This is a genomic window from Micromonospora gifhornensis (assembly GCF_016863515.1).
GTDB lineage: Bacteria > Actinomycetota > Actinomycetes > Mycobacteriales > Micromonosporaceae > Micromonospora > Micromonospora gifhornensis.
This window is the reverse complement of record NZ_BOPA01000039.1, coordinates 1-20,684: the sequence shown is the minus strand read 5'-3', so window position 1 is coordinate 20,684 and position 20,684 is coordinate 1. Positions and strand designations below refer to the sequence as shown.

Below are 20,684 nucleotides of genomic sequence, written 5' to 3'. Positions count from 1 at the left end.
GATCGCCAACATTCCATCCTCGGAAGTTGTGCTATACGGTCGAGGGGTGAAAACCGAACGCCACTGGTGGAACGGCAACCGCACCGTGCGGGGGCGTCGCGACGTGTACATCCGTACTGACGGTGAGTCGTGGGAGGTGGAGGCCCGAGCCGGCGGCGAAGCCGGCCGGTCGAAGATCCACCAGTGCCCCGGCCGACAGTCCGCGGAGATCCTGGCCCGAGCGTGGATGGACGAACAGAGCCGTTGGCAGGTGGTTAGCACCTGATCGGCCGTCGACACGGGCCTCGCTCACCGCTTGTGCGCGGGCGGCGAGGCCCGGCGGCGACGTCGAGTAGACTGACAGCACGGCCCGCCCACCATGGCGGCCGGGTTCGATGTCCCACGCCACGCGCCGCGGCCGGATGGTCAGCGCCGGGCGGGACGTCCCTTCGACGTTCGGAGCCTTCATGGCGGCACGCCGCCCACACCAGACCACCTCATCACCTGCGCCCACCTTCGCCGAGCTCGGCGTGCCCGACGCGCTCAACCGCGTGCTGGCCACGAGCGGCGTGGACCGGCCGTTCCCCATCCAGGCCGCGACGCTGCCCGACGCGCTCGCCGGACGGGACGTGCTCGGCCGGGGACGCACCGGTTCGGGCAAGACCTACGCCTTCGTGCTGGCGGTGCTGACCCGCCTGGCCGCCTCCAGGACGCCACGGCGGGCGGGACGCCCCCGCGCGCTGATCCTCGTCCCCACGCGTGAGCTGGCGACCCAGATCGACAGTGTGATGGCGCCCCTGGCGCAGGCCCTGTCGCTGCGCACGATGACCATCTTCGGTGGCGTCGCCGCGCGACCGCAGATCGCCGGCCTCCGCGCCGGTGTCGACGTGCTGGTGGCCTGCCCGGGCCGGCTGGCCGACCATGTCGGGACCGGCGCCGCCCACCTCGACGCCGTCGAGATCACCGTCCTGGACGAGGCCGACCACATGGCCGACCTCGGGTTCCTGCCCACCGTACGACGGCTGCTGGAGCAGACCCCGCGCGGCGGGCAACGCCTGCTGTTCTCCGCGACCCTGGACGCCGGCGTCGACGTCCTGGTACGCCGGTTCCTCACCGATCCGGCCGTGCACAGCGTCGACTCGGGGTTGTCGCCGGTCACCGCGATGGCGCACCACGTGCTGCACGTCGAGCCCTCGGACCGGTTCGAGGTGCTTGTCGAACTGACCGCCGCACCGGGTCGCACAGTGGTGTTCACCCGCACCAAGCGGGGCGCGAAGACGCTCGCCCGCCGGCTTGTCGCCGCCGGGGTGACCGCCGTCGAACTGCACGGCAACCTGGCCCAGGGTGCGCGCACCAGGAACCTTCAGGCGTTCGCCGACGGCCAGGTGCAGACCCTTGTCGCCACCGACATCGCCGCCCGTGGCATCCACGTCGACGACGTGGCGCTCGTCGTGCACGCCGACCCGCCGGTGGAGCACAAGGCGTACCTGCACCGCTCTGGCCGTACCGCCCGGGCCGGCGCGGCCGGGACCGTGGTCACGCTGATGACCGACGGACAGGTGCCGGAGGTGCGGGAACTGACCCGCAAGGCCGGCATCACCGCCACCACGACCCGACTGCGCCCCGGTGACGCGCTGCTGCGGGAACTCGCCCCGGGAGAACGGACCCTCGTCCCCCGGCCGGTGACCCCGGCAGCCGACGTTCGGCACGACGCGCCGCCCGCCAACGGCGGCCGGGGCCGACGCAGCGGCAAGCCGGCCACGGCAGCGGCATCGTCGACGCGATCCGCACCGGCACGCGGTGGTGTGGCCGCCTTCTCCGCCCGGGCCCGGCCCAGCGCCCGCCGCGGCGGGCGCTGACCAGCTCGGACACCACCCGGGTTCACCCCCACGAATCCGGCGCCTCGCCGGGGCGGTTGACCGGACGTCGACCCGGGGCCTAGCCCCAGTCCTCGTCCGGCAACATGATCATGTGGTGGGCGTCGAGGGCGCCCGCGATCTCGGCGAACTTCTCCGGGGTCCACGCCGGCGGCGGGTTCCCGGCCGGGTCGGGGTCGTCACCGTACTTGAGGAAGAACTGCTCCGCTCCCGCCGGGCTGTAGAAGACCAGAAGCTTGCCGATCTCGCTGCTCAGGTTCTTGAAGCCGTGGCGGGTGTTCTTCGGGACATAGATGAAGTCGCCCGGACCGGCTTCGAAGGTGCGGTTGCCGTTGAGGAAACGGAATTCACCCGATGCCACGTAGAAGGCCTCGCTCTCGGCCCCGTGGGCGTGTGCCCGGTTCCCGAACCCGGGTGCGACATCGAACGCCAGGAGACTGAGCTGGCCGTCGGTCTGGTCGCCGGTGACCTTCACGCGGGCCGCCTCCTGCCCGCCGTTGACCAATTTGAGGACGCCTTCGTCGTCACGCGTCACGAAGCCTCTCGCGGCGGTCCAGATCGGGTCGTCCTTGGGGGGCAGCTGCTTGTCCATCCCTGTCACCACTCTTTCCGTCGGCACTCAGCGGTAGTCCGCTTCACTCGCTTCGATAGGTTCAAGCTTGAAGCTTAGACGGATAAGTTCAAGCTTGAACCTTGAGTGGCGAGCTTCACTCCTTTTCGGACAGCCCCGAGGGCGGTCGGGCGACCGCCCGACGGCACGGTGGGCGACCCGGTGCGGCACCCTGAGGAGGTGTACGCCGAAGAATCAGTCGATACCGTCCGATTACCCCGGGCCCAGGCCGGGTCCAGCCCGCAACACCTGCTGGTGACCCTGCTCGGCGAGTATCTCGACTCGTCGGACGCCGATCTGCCGTCGACCGCGGTCATCGCCATGCTGCGGGAGTTCGGGATCAGCGAATCCAGCGCCCGGGCCGCGCTGTCGCGCCTGGTCAAGCGCGGGTTGATCGCCAGGCGTGGGGATGCGCGGCCGCCGGTCTACCACCTGACGCCGCAGGCGATAGCCAAGCATCGCGCGCGGATGCAGCACTTCCTGAACTTCGGTGCCCGTCCCCCGCAGTGGACCGGCGCCTGGGTGCTCGTGTCGTTCTCGATTCCGAGTTCCGGTCAGGCGTTGCGTCACGCCGTACGCAGGTCGTTGAACGCGCTGCGCTTCGCGGGCCTGTACGACAGCGTGTGGATCCGGCCGGGCTCCGACGCCGCTGTGGTGCGTCAGGCGTTGGACGAGTTGTTGCAGCACGTCGAGGATGCCCGGTGGTCGGTCATGCACGTCCGGTTCGACGAGGAGTCCGGACCGCACGGACCCGCGAGCGCGTACGACCTGGCCACTCTGGCTGCCGGGTACTCCCGGTTCGTCAAGCGGTACGCCGACCTGCGGGAAGCCGCCCGCAACGGAAAGGTGGACCCGGTCGCAGCGCTGGTGGCCCGGACGTCCGCCATGGACTCCTGGCGCAAGTTCGCGGACTCCGATCCCGATCTGCCGCAGCATCTTCTCCCGCAGCCGTGGCCGCGTCAGCAGGCCCGTGACACCTTCCTGGACATTCACACCGCGCTCGGTGCGCTGGCGCAGGCCCGCCTCGTCGAGGTGGTAACGCCGTACTGGCCGGACGCCGTTTCGTGGGTCACGCACTTCCGCGCGTCGAGCGACCCCGCGCGACCGGAGCCGGTCCGCGCGACGTCGACCGGCCCGCCGTCGCAGGCCGGCCCGGATCGTTCCTCACATTGACACTTTTCGTTGTGCTGGTAATAGTTACTGCACACACCGCTCCCCCTTCTCAGTCGCCTGTGGGGACCGCAGCCGGGCGGTCAGGGCAGCCACATCGACTCGCGGCCGGTGCCGACCTTGGTCAGGGCACGGCTGGACAGCGGCCACCGCCACCGCAGGGAGTGCCACCATTGACATCCCCTGGAGGGTGCATGAAAAGAAGATCGAAGGTCTACGCCGGACTCGTCGCCCTCGTCGTCCCGGTCACCTCTGTGATCATGGCGATCAGCGTGAGTCCGGCAAGTGCCGCGGTCGGCGGCTCCGGCCCGTACCCGGCCGACTACGAGACCTCGCCCAGCCTGGCCAACCACACCATCTACCGGCCGCAGAACCTCCCGTCCGAGCGGCTGCCCATCCTCGCCTGGGGCAACGGCGCCTGTTCGGGCAACGGCCTCTCGCAGCACAACTTCCTGCGTGAGATCGCCTCCCACGGCTTCCTCGCCGTGGCCAACGGGGCGCCGAACGGCGGCGGCTCCACAAACGCCCAGATGCTGACCCAGACCATCGACTGGGCCGTGGCGGAGAACTCCCGGCAAGGCAGCAAGTACTACAACAAGCTCGACACCACCAAGATCGCTGTTGCCGGCTTCTCCTGCGGCGGAGTGGAGGCGTACGCCGTCTCCAACGACCCCCGCATCACCACGATCGGCATCTTCAACAGCGGCCTGTTGAACGACGCCGACGACTACCAGCTCAGGCGGCTGACCAAGCCGATCGCCTACTTCATCGGCGGACCCAGCGACATCGCCTACCCCAACGCGATGGACGACTGGGGCAAGCTGCCGGCCGGGCTGCCCGCCTTCATGGGCAACCTCAACGTCGGGCACGGCGCCACCTACGACCAGCCCAACGGCGGGGAGTTCGGTCGGGTGGCGACGCTCTACTTCAAGTGGCGGCTCAAGGGCGACACCGCCGCCGGGGCCAACTTCGTCGGCCCCAACTGTGGCCTGTGCCGTACGCAGTGGACCGTCCAGCAGAAGAACCTGACGCTCGACGGCGACCCGCCGCCCACCACCCCACCGCCCACCACCCCACCGCCCACCAGCCCACCGCCGACCACGCCACCGCCCGCCAGCCCGCCGCCCGGCGGAAGCGGCTGCACGGCGGTCTTCACCGTGCAGGACCAGTGGAACGGCGGCTTCGTCGCCAACGTCAACGTCACCGCGGGAAGCACCTCCCTCAACGGCTGGACAGTCACCCTGAACCTGCCGAGCGGCGTGTCGGTCAGCAACATCTGGAACGGCGTGTCCACCGGCAGCAGCGGCATCATCACCGTGAGGAACGAGCACTACAACGGACAGGTGGGCGCCGGTCAGACCACCAGTTTCGGTTTCCAGGGCACCGGAACCGGTAGCGGAACCGCCGCCGTCTGTAGCGGCAGCTGAGGGCACCGGTAACCAATCACGGCCTCGAACGGGCCGATGCCACGGCACCGGCCCGTTCGAGCGTGTTCCGCGCCACGAGGCCGGACTCAGGTTGGGACGCCGCTGGTTGATTGACCCCGCGGCAGGCAGGCGGGCAGCCGGAACGAGACATTCGATCCCGGCGTGCCGCTTCGGTCATCGACCGCCGGTCGGCGTCGTCGGCGCGACCATGGCGAGGCCCGCCGCCTCGGCCCGGTCGAACTTGTCGTTGATGACGACGACCTCGCGGCCCGCGTTGACCAGCAGCGACGCGGCGGCGGCGGCGCGGTAGCCGGAGCCACAGTGCACCCAGACGGTGCCGGCGGGCACCTCGGCGAGCCGCTCGGGCAGGTCCGGAAGCGGTACGTGCACGGCACCGTCCACGTGGCCGCCGCGCCACTCGTTTGTCATCCGCACGTCGAGAAGCACGTCCGGGGCGGGAAGACCAGCCGGGAGTCGCCCGGCACGTGCGGCGGCGAGGGCCGGGAAGTCGGCCATCTTCAGTTCCCGCAGCTGCCCGGGATCCGCCGCCCACCGCTCGGCCTCGCCGGTGGCCTGTGCCGCCGGCCGGTCGATACCGATGCGTACCAGTTCCCGCTGGGCGTGCGCGATCTGCTCCGGGCTCTCGGCGAGCAGGGTCACCGGCTTGCCCCAGTCGATCAGCCAACCCAGCCAGGTCGACATCGGACCGTCGAGCCCGAGGCTGACCGTGCCGGCCAGGTGGGCGGCGGCGTACGCCTTGCGGTGCCGCAGGTCCACGACCCACTCGCCGGCGGCGATGCGCCTGCCCAACTCGGCGGCGTCCGCCCTGCTCACCGGGGTGAGGTCCACCGGGGCCGGTCCGGCGAGGTTCGCCACGCCCATATGGGCGTAGTACGCCGGGTAGGCGTCGAGGCCGGCGAGGGTCTGGTCGACGAACTCGTCCGCCGCCAGGCGCAGCACCGGGTTCACCTGCTTCTCCCGGCCGATTGTCGAGTCGGGGGCGTCGGCCTGACTGGCCGAACAGAAGCTGCCGAAGCCGTGCGTCGGCCACACCTGCACCCCGTCGGGCAGCAGCTCGGCCAGCCGCTTCGCCGAGGCGTACTGCTGGTGGGCCAGGTCCTGGGCGTACTGCTTGCCGAGCAGATCGGTGCGTCCGGTCGTACCGAACAGCAGCGATCCGCCGGTGAAGACGCCCACCGGCCGCCAGTCGCCGCCGGTGGCCTCGTCCAGGACGTACGACAGGTGGTGGAAGGTGTGGCCCGCAGTGGCGACCACCCGCAGCCGCAGCTGGTCCGACACCGGCACCACCTCGCCGTCGGAGACCGGAGTTCGCGCGAAGTCGACCTCGTCGGCCGCGGCGACCAGGTACTGCGCCCCGGTCATCCGGGCGAGTTCCAGGCCGCCGGAGACGTAGTCGTTGTGGACGTGCGTCTCCAGCACGTGGGTGATCCGCACCCCCTTCTCGCCGGCCAGGTACAGCACCCGGTCGATGTCGCGCTGCGGGTCGACCACCACCGCCTGTTGCCCGTCCGAGGCCAGGTAGCTGCGGTCGCCGAGTGACGATGTCGCGATGACGTACACGTCCACTGCCATTACCGTTCTCCCTTCCCATGTGCCACGTATGCCAGGGGGAATGTCGTGGGCATGGAGACCTCTCCGCATGAGGTGACTACCCGGCCCTGCCCTCGGCACGCGCCAACGGGCCATGACACCGGCGACAGAAGCAGCCTTTCAGTCCTTTCTACGGACATCTCCGACAGCGACCACCAGGCCCTTACTGAGGGCGAGTTCGTGAATCGAGCGCCACCTGTCCGATCGGTCCGCCCTAGACTGAAAGGCGTACACCGTTGTTCGAGAAGCAGGGTGAGCGGGATGGCGATCGACGGGACGGCCCGGCGCGCGGACGCGCGCCGCAACGTCGAGTCGATCCTTGAGGCCGCCACCGCCCTGCTCGCCACCGATCCGGCGGTGAGTGTCAACGAGATCGCGAGGGCGGCGGGCGTGGGCCGGGTGACGCTCTACGGTCACTTCCCGTCCCGTGCGGCGTTGGTCGAGGCGGTCAGCCGCCGGGTGATCGCCAGCACCGACCAGGCCCTGACCGCTGTCGATCTCGACGGTGACGCCCGGGACGCGATGGCCCGCCTGCTGGCGGCGACCTGGCAGCTGACGTACCGGTTCGGGGCGATCGTGGTCGCGGCGAGCGATGCGCTGACGCCGGAGGAGATGCGGCGCGTGCACGAGGAGCCGGCTCGCCGGATGCGCGCTCTGGTCGCACGTGGCCGGGACGAGGGCGTGTTCCGCCGGGACATGCCGCTGTCGTGGCAGCTCACCACCGTCCAGGCGGTGTTGCACGGGGCATCCGCCGCGGTGCACCGGGGCGACGTGCCGGCCGAGGACGCCACCCGGCTGGTACGCGACACCGTGCTGGCGGCGCTCGCCGTCACCTCGTCAGGGTGACCACGAGCAGACCCACCCCGACCAGCACGTCCAGGTGGTCGGCCCGACGAGCACGAATGTGACACCGAAGGCGGGCCAGGCCGCGCCGGGACGCCCGAGCGCCACTGCGGCGATGTAGACGAACCCGGACGCCGCCACGACGGAGGCGATCTGGCCGCCATGCTCGACGCCGAGCACCGTACCGACCGCGACCAGCGCGCCGAGGGCTGCGGGCCAACGGCGCAGGAGCTTGTCGACGGTCATGCGGCGCACCTCCGTCTCGAACATTCATGTTCGAGATAAACCGTACGCCGTTGTACGAGTTACGTCGCGGGCTCGGTGTCCCGGACAGGCGTGCCGGTGGCGAGCAGTCCCGCCGTGACAGGGGACGGCCGGAAGCCCCGGACGATCAGGTAGACACCCAGCGAGAACTCCCAGACGGCGATGGGCAGCGCCCCGATCGCCGTCACCGGGGACAGCCGGTCCCAGAGACCGAACAACACACACAGGTCCGAGACGACGAGCAGCGGCGCACCGACGAGGCCGAGCACCGGAAGAACCCGCGGCACGAGGCGTGCCTGGTACAACAGCGTGCCCAGCAACAACGCGTTCGCCGCCGGGATGAGGCTCTGGCTGACCAGGAAGACCGAGTCGTAGGAGGCGACAAGCATCTGGCCGGTGACCGCCGCCTCCGCGCCGACTTCCTGCCGCCGCAGCGCCACGATCGTCAGCAGGCTCGCGACACCGATGAAGATGCAGGCGGCTTCGAGGATCCGGACGCTGACGAAGCCCAGCGCCCGGGTGGGGCCCTGCCGCTTCACCACCGGGTACAGCACCACGGCGGTGCCGATGCAGGCGAGCGCGACGATCACCTCGAGGACAGCGCCGACGAGGACCGAGGTTTCGGACCCGGTGCCGAGGACGAAATCCGGGTCGCGTGCCGGCCCGTAGAGCGCGACGGTCGGAATCGAGACGAAGGTGAGCACATAGAGCCCGCCAGCGGCCAGTGAGGTCCTTCGCAATGCGTCCATCGGCACTCCTCTTCGGCGCGGCCACTCAACAGACGGCGGTCATACCGCAACCCTGCTGTGCGCCGGTGCGACGGCGAATCGGCCACTCGGACGATCCTGCGAGGACGACAGTTCTCCCGAAAACCGGCACAGTGCCGCCGAACGGCGGACGTTGCCGCTGATCAATGCCGAAGTCCGCACGATACGAGACGTCATCCACTGACGAACCTTCGATGCTATCTGCGCGAGCACGGCAGCGACCGGGCCGCACACCCCCGAATTGAGCACGACGGAAGGACGGTCGAGATGGCCCACCTTGACAGCCGCGAGACGCTATCGATAGATGCGACGAAACCCCGGCCACCGGTACGGGCCACCGTGATCGCCATCCTCGGCGGAATCCTGCTGGCTGTCGTGTGGTCGTTCGAACTCGTCGACTCGGTCATCGGCGACACCCTGGCCAACGCGGCGCTCGGCCACGACGCCAAGGAGACACCCATCGCCGGGACAGCCGCCGGGCTGATCTTCGCCTTCGTCTCCGGGCTGGCGGGCACCTTCACCGCCTGCAACATCGCCATGATGGCGTCGGTCGGCCCGCTGACCCAGGCCAGCACGGAACGCACCGGGATCGCCCGGCACACCGTCGCCGCGCTGCTGCGCCCGGTCGGCTGGATGACCGTCGGCATGGTGGCCGTCTCCGCGGTGTACGGGGCGGTCGGAGTGATGCTCGGTGACCGGCTGCCGCAGTTGTCGACCGAGATGGTCGGCGAGATGCCGGTCCGGCTCATCCAGTCGTCCATGGTGTTCGGCCTCATCGGGCTGGCGTTGGCCTATCTCGGCCTGGCCGCCCTCGGCATCCTGCCCGACGTGTTCGCCCGTCGCCCGGTGGCCCGGGTGGTCACCATCGGCGCCCTCATCGGCGGCTTCCTCATCGGCCGGCCGTACCCGCTGTTCAACAAGCTGTTCCACTGGGCCGTGGACACCGGGAACCCGCTCAACGGGGCTATGGCGTTCGTCCTCCAGTCGCTGGGCAACATCCTGATCGTGGCGGTGCTGTTCGCCATCATCGTGCTCGTCACCCGCGGTCGTTTCCTGCAGTGGGCGTCCGATCCGTCGCGCAGCGCCGTGGTGACCGGCGGGCTGATGCTCATGCTTGGTGTCTTCACCGTCGTCTACTGGGATCTGCGAGTCCCCGCGATGTTCGGTGTGGGCTGGTTCCCGATGATGCCGTACCGCTGACCGTCGGTACCCGGTGACGGGCGAGGTCCGGGCGCGGTCGGACCTCGCCCGCTCAGGGCCGGGGGGCGGCGAACAGCTTCGGGAACCGGGCGGTCAACGCGAGGTCGCCGCGGGTCTGCAGCTTGCCCTTCATCACCAACATGACGGCGCGGGCGTTTCCGGTGACCAGGCGGACGAAGTCCGCGGCGGCGAGGTCCAGGGTCAGCTGCGGCGTGCCGTCGGCGCGCGGCGACAGGGTGCAGACCCCGTCGGCGATGACCATCTCGTACTTGTCGACTCCGCCGTCGAGCCGGTCACCGATGCGCCAGTGCACCACCGCCCGGGTACGACCGGCGACCTCCGGACGGAACGCGGCGGGCATTCCGCCGATCAGATGGTCGAGAATCTCGGTACGCCGTGCACCGTGGAGAACCTGGCGTAGTTCCTCGACCGGGGTGCGCTTGACCAGCCGGGCGAACTCGACCGGCTCCATGACGTCGACTCGTACGTCGTGGATGGACATCGGACTCCTTCAGGGCCGGCGGGCTGGTCATTTCATCGTCGCGGTGGCGCGCCGGACACGGCATCTTCCAGGCTGCCAAGCTCTGCCCGCCCTCGAACGCCGGCCCTGGACGCAGGCCCCGGCTCGCGGCTAGGCGCGACGGTGGCGGTAGTGGTGCACGACGAGCGTCACCGCACAGGCCACGGTGATCAGCCCGAATCCGGAACCGATCGCGTACGCGCCGACCACCGACATGGTGATGTTGGCGGCGGCGCTGAGGATCAGCAGCAGCCACAGCACCGGGCGGAGCAGGTTACGGGCGTCGTTGTCAGGCGTGGCGGCGGTACCGGCGGAGGCGTGACGGTGCTGGTCGATCATGGCTGCTCCCTGCGTGTCGTGGTTGACCATGACGACAACGCTAGGCAGCCGGCCGGCGGTCGACGATCCAGTCAGCGACCCGATCCAGGTACAGCAGGCTGTACCTTTTCCGCCGCCGCGGGCCGGCGTCGGGGGCGGTCGCCTATCGTCTCTGCCGGGGAGGTGGGCATGGCGGGCGCAGACGCGGGTGGGGATTCCGGGGGGTCACGCGACGGGACCGAGGCGGATCGCGACCACGCGGTACGGCGGTACCTGCACGAACGCGTACGGATCACCGTCGACGCTCTGGAACACCTCGTCGGCGGTCTCGGTACGGCGATCCTGGCGCTGGTGGCGTTCCTGCTGCTGTTCGTGGTGGCGATCGCGAGCGTGGTCGGCATCGGTCTGGTGGTCGTCCCGTCCGCGTTGAAGGCGGTGCGGTCGGTTGCCGAGCGGGAACGGGCCCGGCTGTCCCGGTGGGGGTTCCAGCTGCCCGCCCCGCCACCGGTCCCGGTCGGCCTGGGCGACGCCCTGCGCGACCCGTGGGTACGGCGCGAGTGCGCCTTCGTGGCGATACACGGCACGGCCGGGTTCGTGCTGGGCGTGCTCGGGCTGTCGCTGCCGCTGTCCGCCGTGCAGTACCTGCTGTTCCCGCTCTACTTCTGGTTGCTGCCGCCCGAGGACGGTGGTCCGGGCATCGTCATGTGGCGCATCGACGGGCTGCCCGACGCACTGGTGGTCGCGATGATCGGCGTCGGTTGGCTCGCCGTGGCCATCGCGCTCGGCCCTCGAATGGCCCGCCTTCAGGCGCTGCCGGGACGACTGTTGCTGGCGCCGCCGCGCGACGTCGACGCCTCGCTGCGGATCGCGGAACTGACCGCCACCCGCGCGGCGGCGTTGGACGCGCACGCGGTCGAGTTGCGCCGCATCGAGCGTTCCCTGCACGACGGGGCGCAGAACCGGCTGGTAGCGGTCACCGTGTTGCTCGGTGCCGCCCGGCGGGCCCTGGCGCGTGATCCGGCGCAGGCCGCGCAGGTGCTGGAGCGGGCGCAGGACGCGGCCGAGTCGGCGCTCGCGGAGCTGCGGGCGGTGGTGCGGGGCATCCTGCCGCCGGTGCTCGACGACCGTGGGCTCGCCGGAGCGCTGCACGGTCTGGCCGCCGGCTGTGGTGTGCCGTGCACGGTGGAGGTCGACGTGCCGGGCCGCTGCGCCGCGTCGGTGGAGGCGACGGCGTACTTCGTGGTGGCGGAGGCGCTGACAAACGTCGCCCGGCACAGCGGTGCCGGCAGCGCGGCGGTCACCGTCCGGCGCGACGCCGACCGGCTGTACCTGTCGGTCACCGACGACGGCCACGGCGGTGCCGACGAGCGACGTGGCTCGGGCATCGGCGGCATCCGGCGGCGGGTCGAGGCCCATGACGGCCGGTTCACCCTGACCAGCCCACCCGGTGGGCCGACGACGATATTCGTGGAGTTGACGTGCGGATCGTGATCGCCGAGGACGACGCCCTGCTGCGTGAGGGGCTGGCGCTGCTGCTGCGGGCCGAATCGCTCGACGTGGTCGCCACCACCGACTCGCCGACCACGTTCCTGTCCGCAGTGGACACCTTCCGGCCGGACGTGGCGATCGTCGACGTCCGGATGCCGCCCACGCACACCGACGAGGGCATCGTGGCCGCAGTCGAGGCCCGCCGCCGCCATCCCGGCCTCGCGGTGCTTGTCCTCTCGGCGTACGTCGAGCAGGCGTTCGCCACCGACCTGCTGGCCGAGGGGGCGGTACGGCTCGGCTACCTGCTCAAGGAACGGGTCGGCCGGGTCGAGGAGTTCCTCAGCGCGCTGCACCGCGTCGCGCAGGGCGGCACCGCGATCGATCCCGAGGTGGTCAGCCAGCTGTTCGCCCGCAGCCGCCCGGACAGCACACTGGGGCTGCTGAGCGCACGTGAACGCGACGTGCTCGCGCTGATGGCCGAGGGGCTCGGCAACACCGCGATCGCGGAGCGGTTGTTCGTCACCGAAGGGGCCGTGCACAAGCACATCCGCAACATCTTCGCCAAGCTCGGCCTCGCCCCGGACGACCGTGCCGACCGTCGGGTGGCCGCGGTGCTGCGTTATCTCAAGGACACCCAGGGCCGCAATTAGTACAGCCTGCTGTACCTCGATCGGCCCGTACGCTAGATCGTCCGTAAACCGGTATCGCCATAGCTTTTCCGTGCACTCGATTTTGCCGAGATCACGGAGAGGCAGACATTCATGCCCGCCATCGTTGGAGGATCCGCCGAAACAGCGGTCCGCGTCGGACAACTCACCCGCGTCTACGGCACCGGCCCGCAGGCGGTCACCGCGCTCGCCGGCATCGACGTGGAGTTTCACTGCGGCACCTTCACCGCGGTGATGGGGCCGTCGGGTTCCGGCAAGAGCACCCTGCTGCAGACCGCGGCCGGCCTGGACCGGCCCACCTCCGGTCAGGTGTGGATCGGTGACCAGGAGTTGTCGCGGCTGTCGGAGACGAAGCTGACCAAGCTGCGGCGCAGCCGGATCGGCTTCGTCTTCCAGGCCTTCAACCTGATCGGGGCGTTGACCGTCGAGGAGAACATCCACCTGCCGTTGCGACTGTCCGGCGCGCGTCCCGACCCCGACTGGCTCGGGCAGGTGATCGACCGGGTCGGGCTCACCGATCGGCTGCACCACCGGCCGGCCGAGCTGTCCGGCGGGCAGCAGCAGCGGGTGGCGATCGCCCGGGCCCTGGCGATGCGCCCCGAGGTGATCTTCTGTGACGAGCCGACCGGTGCGCTGGACACCCAGACCGCCGCCGAGGTGCTGGCCCTGCTGCGATCGGTGGTCGACCAGACGCGACAGACAGTGATCATGGTGACCCACGACCCGGTGGCCGCCTCGTACGCCGACCGGGTGATGGTCCTCGCGGACGGCCGGATCGTGCAGGACATGCCGCAGCCGGGTGCGGAGCGGATCGCCGAGCACCTGGCGCTGCTCGGGCGTCGTCAGCTCGTCGCGCAGGGGAGCTGAACCATGCTGGGACTGGCTCTGCGGATGCTGCGGCACCGGATCGGAAGCGCGATCGCCACCCTCGTCGCCCTCGCCTGCGGCGTCATGATCCTGATGTCGGTGGGTCTGCTTGTCGAGTCCGGGCTGCGCTACAAGCCCGCCCCCCAGCGGTACGCCGCCGCCGACATCGTCGTCGCGAACCACGCCATCACGATCACCGGCAAAGAGTTCGACGGTACGACCACCACGACGACGGTGCCGCTGCCCGAAGGCGGGACCGTTCCGGCCGACCTGGCCGCACAGCTCCGGCAGGTACCCGGAATCACGATCGTCGCCGTCGACCGATCGATCCGGGCGGTGGTACCGATCGCGGCGACGCCGCACACCCTCGCCCACGGTTGGAGCAGCGCCGCGCTCACGCCGTACCGGATCGTCGACGGCCGCCAGCCGAACGCCGACGGCGAGGTCGCCGTCGACCGGCGGCTCGCCGAGGCCACCGAGGACGAGGTACGCCCCGGCTACCGGATTCCGGTCCTGGTCGGCGGCGCATACCGCACGTACACGGTCAGTGGTGTGGTGGAACGTGCCGTCGACGGTGACTGGCCGGCGGCCCTCTTCTTCACCGACCACCACGCCGCCGCGCTGAACCCGCGCCCGGGGCGGGCCGACGCGATCGGGATCGTGCTGGCGTCCGACGCGGACACCTCCGCCGTGCTGGCCGAGGTCCGCCGACTGTCCGCCGAGGCCGGGGCGAAGGTGTACACCGGCGCCGACCGCGCGACGTCTGCGCAGTCCGAGGCCCTCGCGGCGCGTGACCTGCTGATCCAGGTCGGCGCGGCGTTCGGCGGTTATGTGGTGGCGCTCGTCGTGTTCGTCGTCGCCGGCACCGTCGGGCTGGCGGTCCGCCACCGCCGCCGCGACCTCGCCCTGTTGCGGGCCGTCGCGGCGACGCCCGGCCAGGTCCGGTGGCTGCTCCTCGCCGAGGTCGTGCAGGTGAGCCTCGTCGCGGTCGTGGTGGGCATCCCAGCCGGGCTGTTCGTGACCGGCTGGGTGCACCGGCAGTTGATCGCGCGGGGGTTCGTCCCGGACGGTTTCCCGCTCAGCGGAGGCGTGCTCTCCGCCGTGGCGGTGACCGCCGTGACGCTGCTGGTGGCGGTGACGGCGGCACTGATCGCCGCCGCTCGCACGGTCCGCATCCGGCCGACCGAGGCGCTCGGCGAGGTGGCCGTGGAGCCGCCACGCAGCAGCCGGACCCGGCTGGTGATCGGGCTGGTCACGCTCGGCGCCGGCGTTTCGCTCACCATGGTCACCACGGCGGCGCGGGGCCCGGCCGCACTCGGCGCGGCGCTCGGCATGCTGTACGTCTTCGTGCTCGCCGCCGCCCTGCTCGCCCCGTGGATCAACAGGTACGCCGCGCGGGCACTCGGCCCGGTGCTGCGGGCCGTCTGGGGCGACAGCGGATACCTGGCCGCGGCGAACCTGCGGGCCAACGCGCAGGGCATGGTGACGGTGTTGACCGCGCTGGTGCTGTCGGTGGGCTTCGGCGGCTCGGTCTGGTTCCTCCAGGACAACCTGCAACGGCAGACGGTCGAGCAGACCCGCGACGGGTTGCTGGCCCAGCACGCGTTGCTGTCGCCGGCCGGGCTGCCGGAGAGCGCCGTCGCGGACGCCCGCGCGGTGCCCGGGGTGGTCGCCGCGACCGGGATCCGACGTACCTCGGTGATCACCCGGGTGATGGGTGAGCCGCAGGACGTCGGCGCGCAGGCCGTCGACCCCGACAGCGCCGACCGGACCCTCGATCTCAAGGTCACCGAGGGAAGGCTAGCCGACCTGCGTGGCGCCACCGTGGCGTTGTCGACCCTGCAGGCGTCCTCGCAGGGGGTGAAGCTCGGCGACCAGGTGGCGATGTGGCTGGGCGACGGCACGCCCGTGACGCTGCGGGTCGTCGCCCTCTACGAACGAGGGCTCGGCTTCGGTGACGTGACCCTCAACCGGGAGACGGTCGACGGCCACACCGCGACAAACCTCGACGACCAGGTCCTGATCCGCACCGAGGACGGTGGCGCCGCCCTCACCGACCTGGTCGACCGGCACCCGGGCAGTGCCCTGATCGACACGGCGGCGATGAACGGCGAGCTGGCGAAGGATCTGGCGCTCAGCGCCTGGTTGAACAAGCTGCTCATCGGCGTCATGGTCGGCTACGCGGCGTTGGCGGCGGCCAACACGATGGTCATGGCGGCGCTGGCCAGGGGCCGCGAACTGGCCCTGCTCCGCCTGGTCGGGGTGACCCGGCGTCAGGTCAAGCGGATGGTGCACGCCGAACAGGTCGGTCTGCTCGGCACGTCTCTGCTGGTCGGCGGCGCGATCGCCGCGATCACGTTGGTATCGGTGGTCCGGACGCTTACCGGCCAGCCTGTGCCGTACGTCCCGACCGCCGGCTGGATATCGATCATCGGCGGCACCGCGCTGCTCGCGCTGGCCACCACCGTGCTGCCCATCGGCGCGCTCCTGCGCACCCCACCGGTCGACGGCATCGGGGTGAAGGAGTGAACGCGGGTCGGGACGGTTCGTCATTTTCACGGATCGCTGCAGGTCGTATGCGAACCGCCGAGTCAAGGGGAGGTTCTGTGCACACCATCGGGAAATTCACGGGGATCCGCACCGGTCGGCGGGTGACGGCGGTGCTGACTGCCGTCGCGGTGGTCGGGTTCGCCGCCGTCGGCGTACGGCTCGCTGATCCGGCGGCCGCCAAGCCGCCGAAGGACACCGTCCAGACCAGCCTGAACGAGTTGGTGCGGGCCGGGGTCGCGCCGGGGGCGCTCGCGTCGGTACGGGACCGCAACGGTCGCGTCACCAACTACACCGCCGGCGTCGCCGACCTGCGGACCCGGGCGAAGGTCCCCACCGACGGGTACATCCGCATGGCGAGCAACACCAAGATGTTCACCGCTGTCGCCGTCCTGCAACTCGTCGACGACGGCGAGGTCAGCCTCGACGAGCCGATCGAGACGTACCTGCCGGGTCTGGTGCGCGGCAAGGGCTTCGACGGGCGGAACATCACCGTGCGGCACGTGCTGGAGCAGACAAGCGGCCTGCCGGACTACGACCTGCCGCACGTCTTCCAGTGGCGCGACAGGTACTTCGAAGCACGCGACCTGCTCGACTCGGCCTTCGCGAAGGAGCCGACGAGCCCGGTGCCGGGCACCACGATGCACTACAGCAACACCAACTTCATCCTGGCCGGCCTGCTCGTGCAGAAGGTGACCGGACGACCGATCAGCGAGGTGATCACCAACCGGATCATCGACCGGGTCGGATTGCGGAAGACCTACTGGCCGGGCGTCGGCGACCAGGGCATCCGCAAGCCGCACGCGAACGGTTACCTCCCCCACCCGGAGACCGGGAAGTGGACCGAGATCACCCGGCTCGATCCCTCGATCGGCGGGGCTGCCGGACAGATGATCTCCACGCCGAGTGACCTCAACCGGTTCCTGGTGGCGTTGCAGACCGGCAAGCTGATCAGGCCGGCGACGCTGGCGCAGATGCGGGCCAGCAACCCGTTCTATCCGGGCGGCGAGGCCCTGCCCGACCTGGTGTGGCACTACGGGCTGGGCACCGTCGGGCTCGACCTGAGCTGCGGCGGTCGGGCGTGGGGGCACGGCGGTGACATCGACGGGTACTCCAGCCGGGCTGCGATCACCGCGGACGGTCGCGCGGTGACCCTCGTGGTGACCGCCGATTCCAGCCCGGTGGCCGACGGTGTCTTCCGGGTGCTCGACGCCTTCGACGCCGCGTTGTGCGCCGGCCGGTAGCCGTACGCCGATCAGCCGCCCCTGCGGGTTCCGCCGGGGCGGCTGCTCCCGTCACGGGTGCAGGACCGCCTTGATCACGTCCTGCCGCTAAGGGCCCGACGGGCGGCTCAGCTGTTGTCGAGCACGAACGTGCGCATCAGGTCGGCGCACTCGATCGCATGGGTCTCCAGCAGCAGGTGTCCGCCGTCGTAGAGGTGCGCGTCCATGCGGTCGAGGGCCCGGTGGTAGGCGAGGACCTCCTCGACGTCGAAGTACGGATCGTGCCGGCCCCACAGCACCAGCGCCGGCGGCTGGTGAGCGCGGTGGTATTCGGCGATCTCGGCGAAGCGGGCGACGTGGTTGGCGTAGTCGGTGAAGAGCGCGAACTGCGCGTCGATGGTGCCGGGTCGGCTCATCCGCGCCCAGTCGAGGTGCCACGACTCGGGTGCGTGCAGGATTCGCAGATGTTCGGGCAGGCCGGCGAGGTACTGGTCGCGGGTGCCCGCGAAGTTCAACCAGTCCGGCAGTGCGGCGCGCCGGTCGTCGGTCGGGTCGGCCCAGTACGCCCGGGCGCTGTCCCACTGCTCCCCCAGGCCGTCGGAGTGTGCGTTGCCGTTCTGCACGATGAGGCCACGGATGCGGGCGGGGTCGCGGGTGGCCAGGTGGTAGCCGACCGGTGCGCCGAAGTCGTGCAGGTAGACGAAGAAGCGCTCGACGCCCAACTGGTCGAGCAGGTGCTCGATCGTCCGCGACAGGTTGTCGAAGGTGTAGTCGTAGTCGCCGACGGTCGGCGACGACGACATGCCGAAGCCGGGCAGGTCCGGCGCGATCACCTGTGCGACGTCGGCGAGTACGGGCATGACCTCGCGGAACGTGTGCGATGAGCTGGGAAATCCGTGCAGCAGCAGGACCGTCGGCTGGCCGGGACGCCCGGCCTCGCGGTAGAACACCTCCAGGCCGTCGACGTCGGCCTGGAGGTGCCGGACCTTCTGGCTGCTCCGCATGATGTCCGCTCCCCCATTTCGGGCGAGGTCGACCGCCATCTCCTGCGCGTGACGACCACCGGCACGTCGCCCGCGCGGCGGCATGCCACCTCGCTGACCAGCCCATCGTGCCGGACCCGAACCGACACCGCCGGTCGTCTCGACAGGATCAGGCCCGGTGGATCGTCCGGTGCCGGTGCTGTCGGGGAGCAAGACCGAAGATGCGCATCCGACGGCGGTGGGCGATCGTTTGCCTTTCAGCCGCTGAAGGGACGACGATGCGCCAGACCACTGTCATCCGTTACACCACCCGGCCAGAGGTCACCGACGAGAACGCCAAGCTGGTCGAGGACGTCTTCGCCGAGTTGGCGCAGGCCCGGCCGGCCGGGCTGCACTACGCGACGTTCCGCCTGGGTGACGGCACCGAGTTCATGCACGTGCTGGTGGCCGAGGAAGGCTCGACGGCGCTGACCGACACGGCCGCCTTCCAGCGCTTCCAGGAGGGCATCCGTTCGCGCTGCGCCGCCCCACCCCAGTTCGAGCAGGCCACGGTGGTCGGCTCGTACGGCTTCGGTGACATCTGAGCCGTCCCGGCCATCCGCCGAGGCTCGTGGGCAGTCGCGCTGACGGCTACTCGCGCCAGCCGTTCAGCTCGACGCCCTTGGCCAGCTCGACCCGGAAACCGAGCGCGATCTCGCCGCTGTCGCCGGGTGCGAGCGACAGCCGCCAGGTCAGCTCGCCCATCTCGGTACGCTCGACCGGCGGCGGCACGACTGTCGTCTCCCGTACCACCACCCCCTCGTCGCGTGAGACCGGGAGCTGGTCGCGCACCTCGACGGTCGCCGGTCGGGGCGTGTGGTTGGCGACGGTGATCAGGTATTCCACCTCCCGTCGCCGGGTCGAACCGAGGGTGGCCCTGGTCTCGGTGCGCCGGTGCAGCTTGCGCTCCACGCGCAGCCGGTCGTCCACGCCGAGCGCCACCTCGGTCTCCTCACCCGGTGCCCACGTCGGCAGCCTGGTGGATGCGACGAAGTCGGCGTCGTGGAACACCGCGGCCGGTCCGGGCAGCAGTGTGTGCTCGGAGGTGTTGCGGACGGTGGCGCGCAGATGGGCGTCGGCGACCCGCACCGGCACGGTGACGTGGTCCAGCCGGGTCGGCAGCTCCAGCACGGCGATGGTGGCCCGGTGCGCGCTGCCGTCGGCCGGCACCGCCACGGGCCGGGCCGGCCGGTAGGTGGCCGCGCTGATCCCCTGCTCCACCTCGGCGACGCTCTCCTGGAGCTTCGCACGCGCCGCGGCACGGACCGGAACGCCGCCGGCCGGTGCCGGCCCGGACGGCGGCGGCATCATCATCGGCATGCCCGCCGCCATCGCGACCGGCGACACCTGTCGCACCCGGTCGAGATACCACGGCGACAGCTCGGGTACGCCTGTCGTCGCCGCCGGTCGGGCGGTGGAGAGCTGGAGTTCACACTCCGGCCAGTCCTCCCCCGTGCTCTGGCTGACCGCCCCGAACCAGGTCACGGTCATGGTGTCGTCGACCAGCCGCAGATCGTAGGAGGGCTGCCACCGGGCCTCGTCCACGAGGTAGGTCAGCTCCAGTTCGACGTCGGTGTCGTCGACCTCCGCCGCCAGGATCACCTCGACGGCCAACCGATCCGGCTCCCGTTTGCCCTGCGCCGCATCGAGATCGCGCCCGACCGCGGCCAACTCCTCCGCCAACTCGGTGCGCCGACGGGCCAGCCCGCGGCGGCGGGTCCGGGAGTCGGCGAGCTGCGCGGCCACCGCGTCGGTGAAGGTGGCCACGTCGCTGGGCGCCGCGTCACCGGCGGCCAGGGCGCGGGCGTACGTGCCACCGGCCCGCTCGGCCAACCGGGCGAGGAACTGCCCGCGCTGCTCCTCGATCCCGTCCGCGTCGTCCACTTCGGCGAGTTCGTCGGCTATCTCGCGGCGACGCTGCTCCAACCCGACCACCTGCGTGTCGGTGCTGCGGGCCTGCCGCCAGGTGGTCACGTCCACGCCGAGCACAGTGGCCGGACCTCGGCCGCCGACCCGGACCGAGTCCCGGCGCAGCCCGAGCGGCAGCGGCGCGATGCGTACCCGGTGTCGGCCGGCGGTCAACCGGGTGACGCCGCGGCGGGTGACCCGCGCCCGGTCCGGATAGACGGTGACGCCGACGACCGGTGCATCGATCTCCGCAGTGTCCACGACGGCGAGAGTAGTCCAGGCGCACTCGGCTCGCGGGGCACCCCGACGGCGTGAACGGCCGAGTGCGCCGCGCCTGTGCTGCTGTCGCACCCGACCGATTCGAACACCGTCTAG

Annotated in this window: 20 protein-coding genes; 12 read left to right on the top strand and 8 right to left on the bottom strand. The window is 70.8% G+C overall.

Going from position 1 to position 20,684, the window contains the following annotated elements; all coding sequences use genetic code 11:
* Positions 1–46: 46 nt before the first annotated feature.
* Positions 47–265: a hypothetical protein gene (locus tag Vgi01_RS25015; protein ID WP_102655760.1), complete on the top strand. Its 219-nt coding sequence runs from the start codon at positions 47–49 to the stop codon at positions 263–265.
* Between the two features lie 181 nt (positions 266–446).
* Complete coding sequence (locus Vgi01_RS25010; RefSeq protein ID WP_102655872.1) at positions 447–1,838, top strand: DEAD/DEAH box helicase; 1,392 nt, start codon at positions 447–449, stop codon at positions 1,836–1,838.
* Between the two features lie 79 nt (positions 1,839–1,917).
* On the opposite strand, the gene Vgi01_RS25005 is transcribed toward Vgi01_RS25010, so the two are convergent.
* Entirely contained in the window at positions 1,918–2,448 is a 531-nt protein-coding gene (locus Vgi01_RS25005) for a cupin domain-containing protein (protein WP_102655759.1), read from the bottom strand.
* A 180-nt stretch (positions 2,449–2,628) separates the two neighbouring features.
* Here Vgi01_RS25005 and Vgi01_RS25000 point away from each other — a divergent pair, with 180 nt between their 5' ends.
* Positions 2,629–3,639 (top strand): PaaX family transcriptional regulator, encoded by a 1,011-nt coding sequence (locus Vgi01_RS25000; protein ID WP_239089142.1) that lies wholly within the window; start codon positions 2,629–2,631, stop codon positions 3,637–3,639.
* Positions 3,640–3,830: 191 nt separating this feature from the next.
* Positions 3,831–5,063, top strand: coding sequence for a cellulose binding domain-containing protein (locus Vgi01_RS24995; RefSeq protein ID WP_204292676.1), 1,233 nt, complete (start codon positions 3,831–3,833; stop codon positions 5,061–5,063).
* Between the two features lie 174 nt (positions 5,064–5,237).
* Here Vgi01_RS24995 and Vgi01_RS24990 read toward each other — a convergent pair whose 3' ends face one another.
* Positions 5,238–6,656: an MBL fold metallo-hydrolase gene (locus Vgi01_RS24990; protein WP_204292675.1), complete on the bottom strand. Its 1,419-nt coding sequence runs from the start codon at positions 6,654–6,656 to the stop codon at positions 5,238–5,240.
* Positions 6,657–6,935: 279 nt separating this feature from the next.
* On the opposite strand from Vgi01_RS24990, the gene Vgi01_RS24985 reads away from it, so the two are divergent.
* Positions 6,936–7,520, top strand: coding sequence for a TetR/AcrR family transcriptional regulator (locus Vgi01_RS24985; protein ID WP_102660783.1), 585 nt, complete (start codon positions 6,936–6,938; stop codon positions 7,518–7,520).
* Here Vgi01_RS24985 and Vgi01_RS24980 read toward each other — a convergent pair.
* Together Vgi01_RS24980 and Vgi01_RS24975 are read right to left on the bottom strand one after the other, a co-directional pair.
* Positions 7,512–7,763, bottom strand: a complete 252-nt coding sequence (locus Vgi01_RS24980) for a GNAT family protein (RefSeq protein ID WP_204292674.1) — start codon at positions 7,761–7,763, stop codon at positions 7,512–7,514. The two genes, Vgi01_RS24985 and Vgi01_RS24980, sit on opposite strands and share 9 nt — an antisense overlap.
* A 59-nt stretch (positions 7,764–7,822) precedes the next feature.
* Positions 7,823–8,530: a DUF4386 domain-containing protein gene (locus tag Vgi01_RS24975; protein WP_204292673.1), complete on the bottom strand. Its 708-nt coding sequence runs from the start codon at positions 8,528–8,530 to the stop codon at positions 7,823–7,825.
* A 285-nt stretch (positions 8,531–8,815) separates the two neighbouring features.
* Here Vgi01_RS24975 and Vgi01_RS24970 point away from each other — a divergent pair, with 285 nt between their 5' ends.
* The gene (locus tag Vgi01_RS24970) at positions 8,816–9,748 is read left to right on the top strand and encodes a hypothetical protein (RefSeq protein WP_204292672.1); all 933 of its coding nucleotides are present in this window, start codon (positions 8,816–8,818) and stop codon (positions 9,746–9,748) included.
* A gap of 52 nt (positions 9,749–9,800) precedes the next feature.
* Here Vgi01_RS24970 and Vgi01_RS24965 read toward each other — a convergent pair whose 3' ends face one another.
* Entirely contained in the window at positions 9,801–10,250 is a 450-nt protein-coding gene (locus tag Vgi01_RS24965) for an SCP2 sterol-binding domain-containing protein (RefSeq protein ID WP_204292671.1), read from the bottom strand.
* 129 nt (positions 10,251–10,379) lie between these two features.
* The gene (locus tag Vgi01_RS24960) at positions 10,380–10,637 is read right to left on the bottom strand and encodes a hypothetical protein (protein ID WP_239089141.1); all 258 of its coding nucleotides are present in this window, start codon (positions 10,635–10,637) and stop codon (positions 10,380–10,382) included.
* 138 nt (positions 10,638–10,775) lie between these two features.
* Here Vgi01_RS24960 and Vgi01_RS24955 point away from each other — a divergent pair, with 138 nt between their 5' ends.
* From Vgi01_RS24955 to Vgi01_RS24935, 5 genes are all read left to right on the top strand, one after another.
* Complete coding sequence (locus Vgi01_RS24955) at positions 10,776–12,077, top strand: sensor histidine kinase (RefSeq protein ID WP_102660787.1); 1,302 nt, start codon at positions 10,776–10,778, stop codon at positions 12,075–12,077.
* Positions 12,065–12,724, top strand: coding sequence for a response regulator (locus Vgi01_RS24950; RefSeq protein ID WP_102660788.1), 660 nt, complete (start codon positions 12,065–12,067; stop codon positions 12,722–12,724). The genes Vgi01_RS24955 and Vgi01_RS24950 overlap by 13 nt, the downstream gene beginning before the upstream one ends.
* Before the next feature lie 111 nt (positions 12,725–12,835).
* Positions 12,836–13,609 carry an ABC transporter ATP-binding protein gene (locus Vgi01_RS24945; RefSeq protein ID WP_204292670.1) on the top strand — a complete coding sequence of 258 codons (774 nt, stop codon included), beginning with the start codon at positions 12,836–12,838 and terminating at the stop codon, positions 13,607–13,609.
* A gap of 3 nt (positions 13,610–13,612) precedes the next feature.
* Positions 13,613–16,138 carry an FtsX-like permease family protein gene (locus Vgi01_RS24940; protein WP_102660790.1) on the top strand — a complete coding sequence of 842 codons (2,526 nt, stop codon included), beginning with the start codon at positions 13,613–13,615 and terminating at the stop codon, positions 16,136–16,138.
* A 77-nt stretch (positions 16,139–16,215) separates the two neighbouring features.
* On the top strand, positions 16,216–17,400 hold the full coding sequence (locus Vgi01_RS24935) for a serine hydrolase domain-containing protein (protein ID WP_239089140.1): 1,185 nt from the start codon (positions 16,216–16,218) through the stop codon (positions 17,398–17,400).
* Between the two features lie 107 nt (positions 17,401–17,507).
* Here Vgi01_RS24935 and Vgi01_RS24930 read toward each other — a convergent pair whose 3' ends face one another.
* Positions 17,508–18,383: an alpha/beta fold hydrolase gene (locus tag Vgi01_RS24930; RefSeq protein ID WP_204292668.1), complete on the bottom strand. Its 876-nt coding sequence runs from the start codon at positions 18,381–18,383 to the stop codon at positions 17,508–17,510.
* Positions 18,384–18,640: 257 nt separating this feature from the next.
* Between Vgi01_RS24930 and Vgi01_RS24925 the strand changes: the two genes are divergently transcribed.
* Positions 18,641–18,946 carry a hypothetical protein gene (locus Vgi01_RS24925; RefSeq protein ID WP_102660793.1) on the top strand — a complete coding sequence of 102 codons (306 nt, stop codon included), beginning with the start codon at positions 18,641–18,643 and terminating at the stop codon, positions 18,944–18,946.
* 46 nt (positions 18,947–18,992) lie between these two features.
* Here Vgi01_RS24925 and Vgi01_RS24920 read toward each other — a convergent pair whose 3' ends face one another.
* Positions 18,993–20,570: a DUF4139 domain-containing protein gene (locus Vgi01_RS24920; RefSeq protein WP_204292667.1), complete on the bottom strand. Its 1,578-nt coding sequence runs from the start codon at positions 20,568–20,570 to the stop codon at positions 18,993–18,995.
* Positions 20,571–20,684: the final 114 nt, after the last annotated feature.

Excerpts from the sequence above, each read along its gene's own strand:
- Vgi01_RS25010 (WP_102655872.1), top strand. The coding sequence starts at position 447 with ATGGCGGCACGCCGCCCACACCAGACCACCTCATCACCTGCGCCCACC.
- Vgi01_RS25005 (WP_102655759.1), bottom strand. The coding sequence starts at position 2,448 with ATGGACAAGCAGCTGCCCCCCAAGGACGACCCGATCTGGACCGCCGCG.
- Vgi01_RS24995 (WP_204292676.1), top strand. The coding sequence starts at position 3,831 with ATGAAAAGAAGATCGAAGGTCTACGCCGGACTCGTCGCCCTCGTCGTC.
- Vgi01_RS24990 (WP_204292675.1), bottom strand. The coding sequence starts at position 6,656 with ATGGCAGTGGACGTGTACGTCATCGCGACATCGTCACTCGGCGACCGC.
- Vgi01_RS24985 (WP_102660783.1), top strand. The coding sequence starts at position 6,936 with ATGGCGATCGACGGGACGGCCCGGCGCGCGGACGCGCGCCGCAACGTC.
- Vgi01_RS24980 (WP_204292674.1), bottom strand. The coding sequence starts at position 7,763 with ATGACCGTCGACAAGCTCCTGCGCCGTTGGCCCGCAGCCCTCGGCGCG.
- Vgi01_RS24975 (WP_204292673.1), bottom strand. The coding sequence starts at position 8,530 with ATGGACGCATTGCGAAGGACCTCACTGGCCGCTGGCGGGCTCTATGTG.
- Vgi01_RS24970 (WP_204292672.1), top strand. The coding sequence starts at position 8,816 with ATGGCCCACCTTGACAGCCGCGAGACGCTATCGATAGATGCGACGAAA.
- Vgi01_RS24965 (WP_204292671.1), bottom strand. The coding sequence starts at position 10,250 with ATGTCCATCCACGACGTACGAGTCGACGTCATGGAGCCGGTCGAGTTC.
- Vgi01_RS24960 (WP_239089141.1), bottom strand. The coding sequence starts at position 10,637 with ATGGTCAACCACGACACGCAGGGAGCAGCCATGATCGACCAGCACCGT.
- Vgi01_RS24955 (WP_102660787.1), top strand. The coding sequence starts at position 10,776 with ATGGCGGGCGCAGACGCGGGTGGGGATTCCGGGGGGTCACGCGACGGG.
- Vgi01_RS24945 (WP_204292670.1), top strand. The coding sequence starts at position 12,836 with ATGCCCGCCATCGTTGGAGGATCCGCCGAAACAGCGGTCCGCGTCGGA.
- Vgi01_RS24940 (WP_102660790.1), top strand. The coding sequence starts at position 13,613 with ATGCTGGGACTGGCTCTGCGGATGCTGCGGCACCGGATCGGAAGCGCG.
- Vgi01_RS24930 (WP_204292668.1), bottom strand. The coding sequence starts at position 18,383 with ATGCGGAGCAGCCAGAAGGTCCGGCACCTCCAGGCCGACGTCGACGGC.
- Vgi01_RS24925 (WP_102660793.1), top strand. The coding sequence starts at position 18,641 with ATGCGCCAGACCACTGTCATCCGTTACACCACCCGGCCAGAGGTCACC.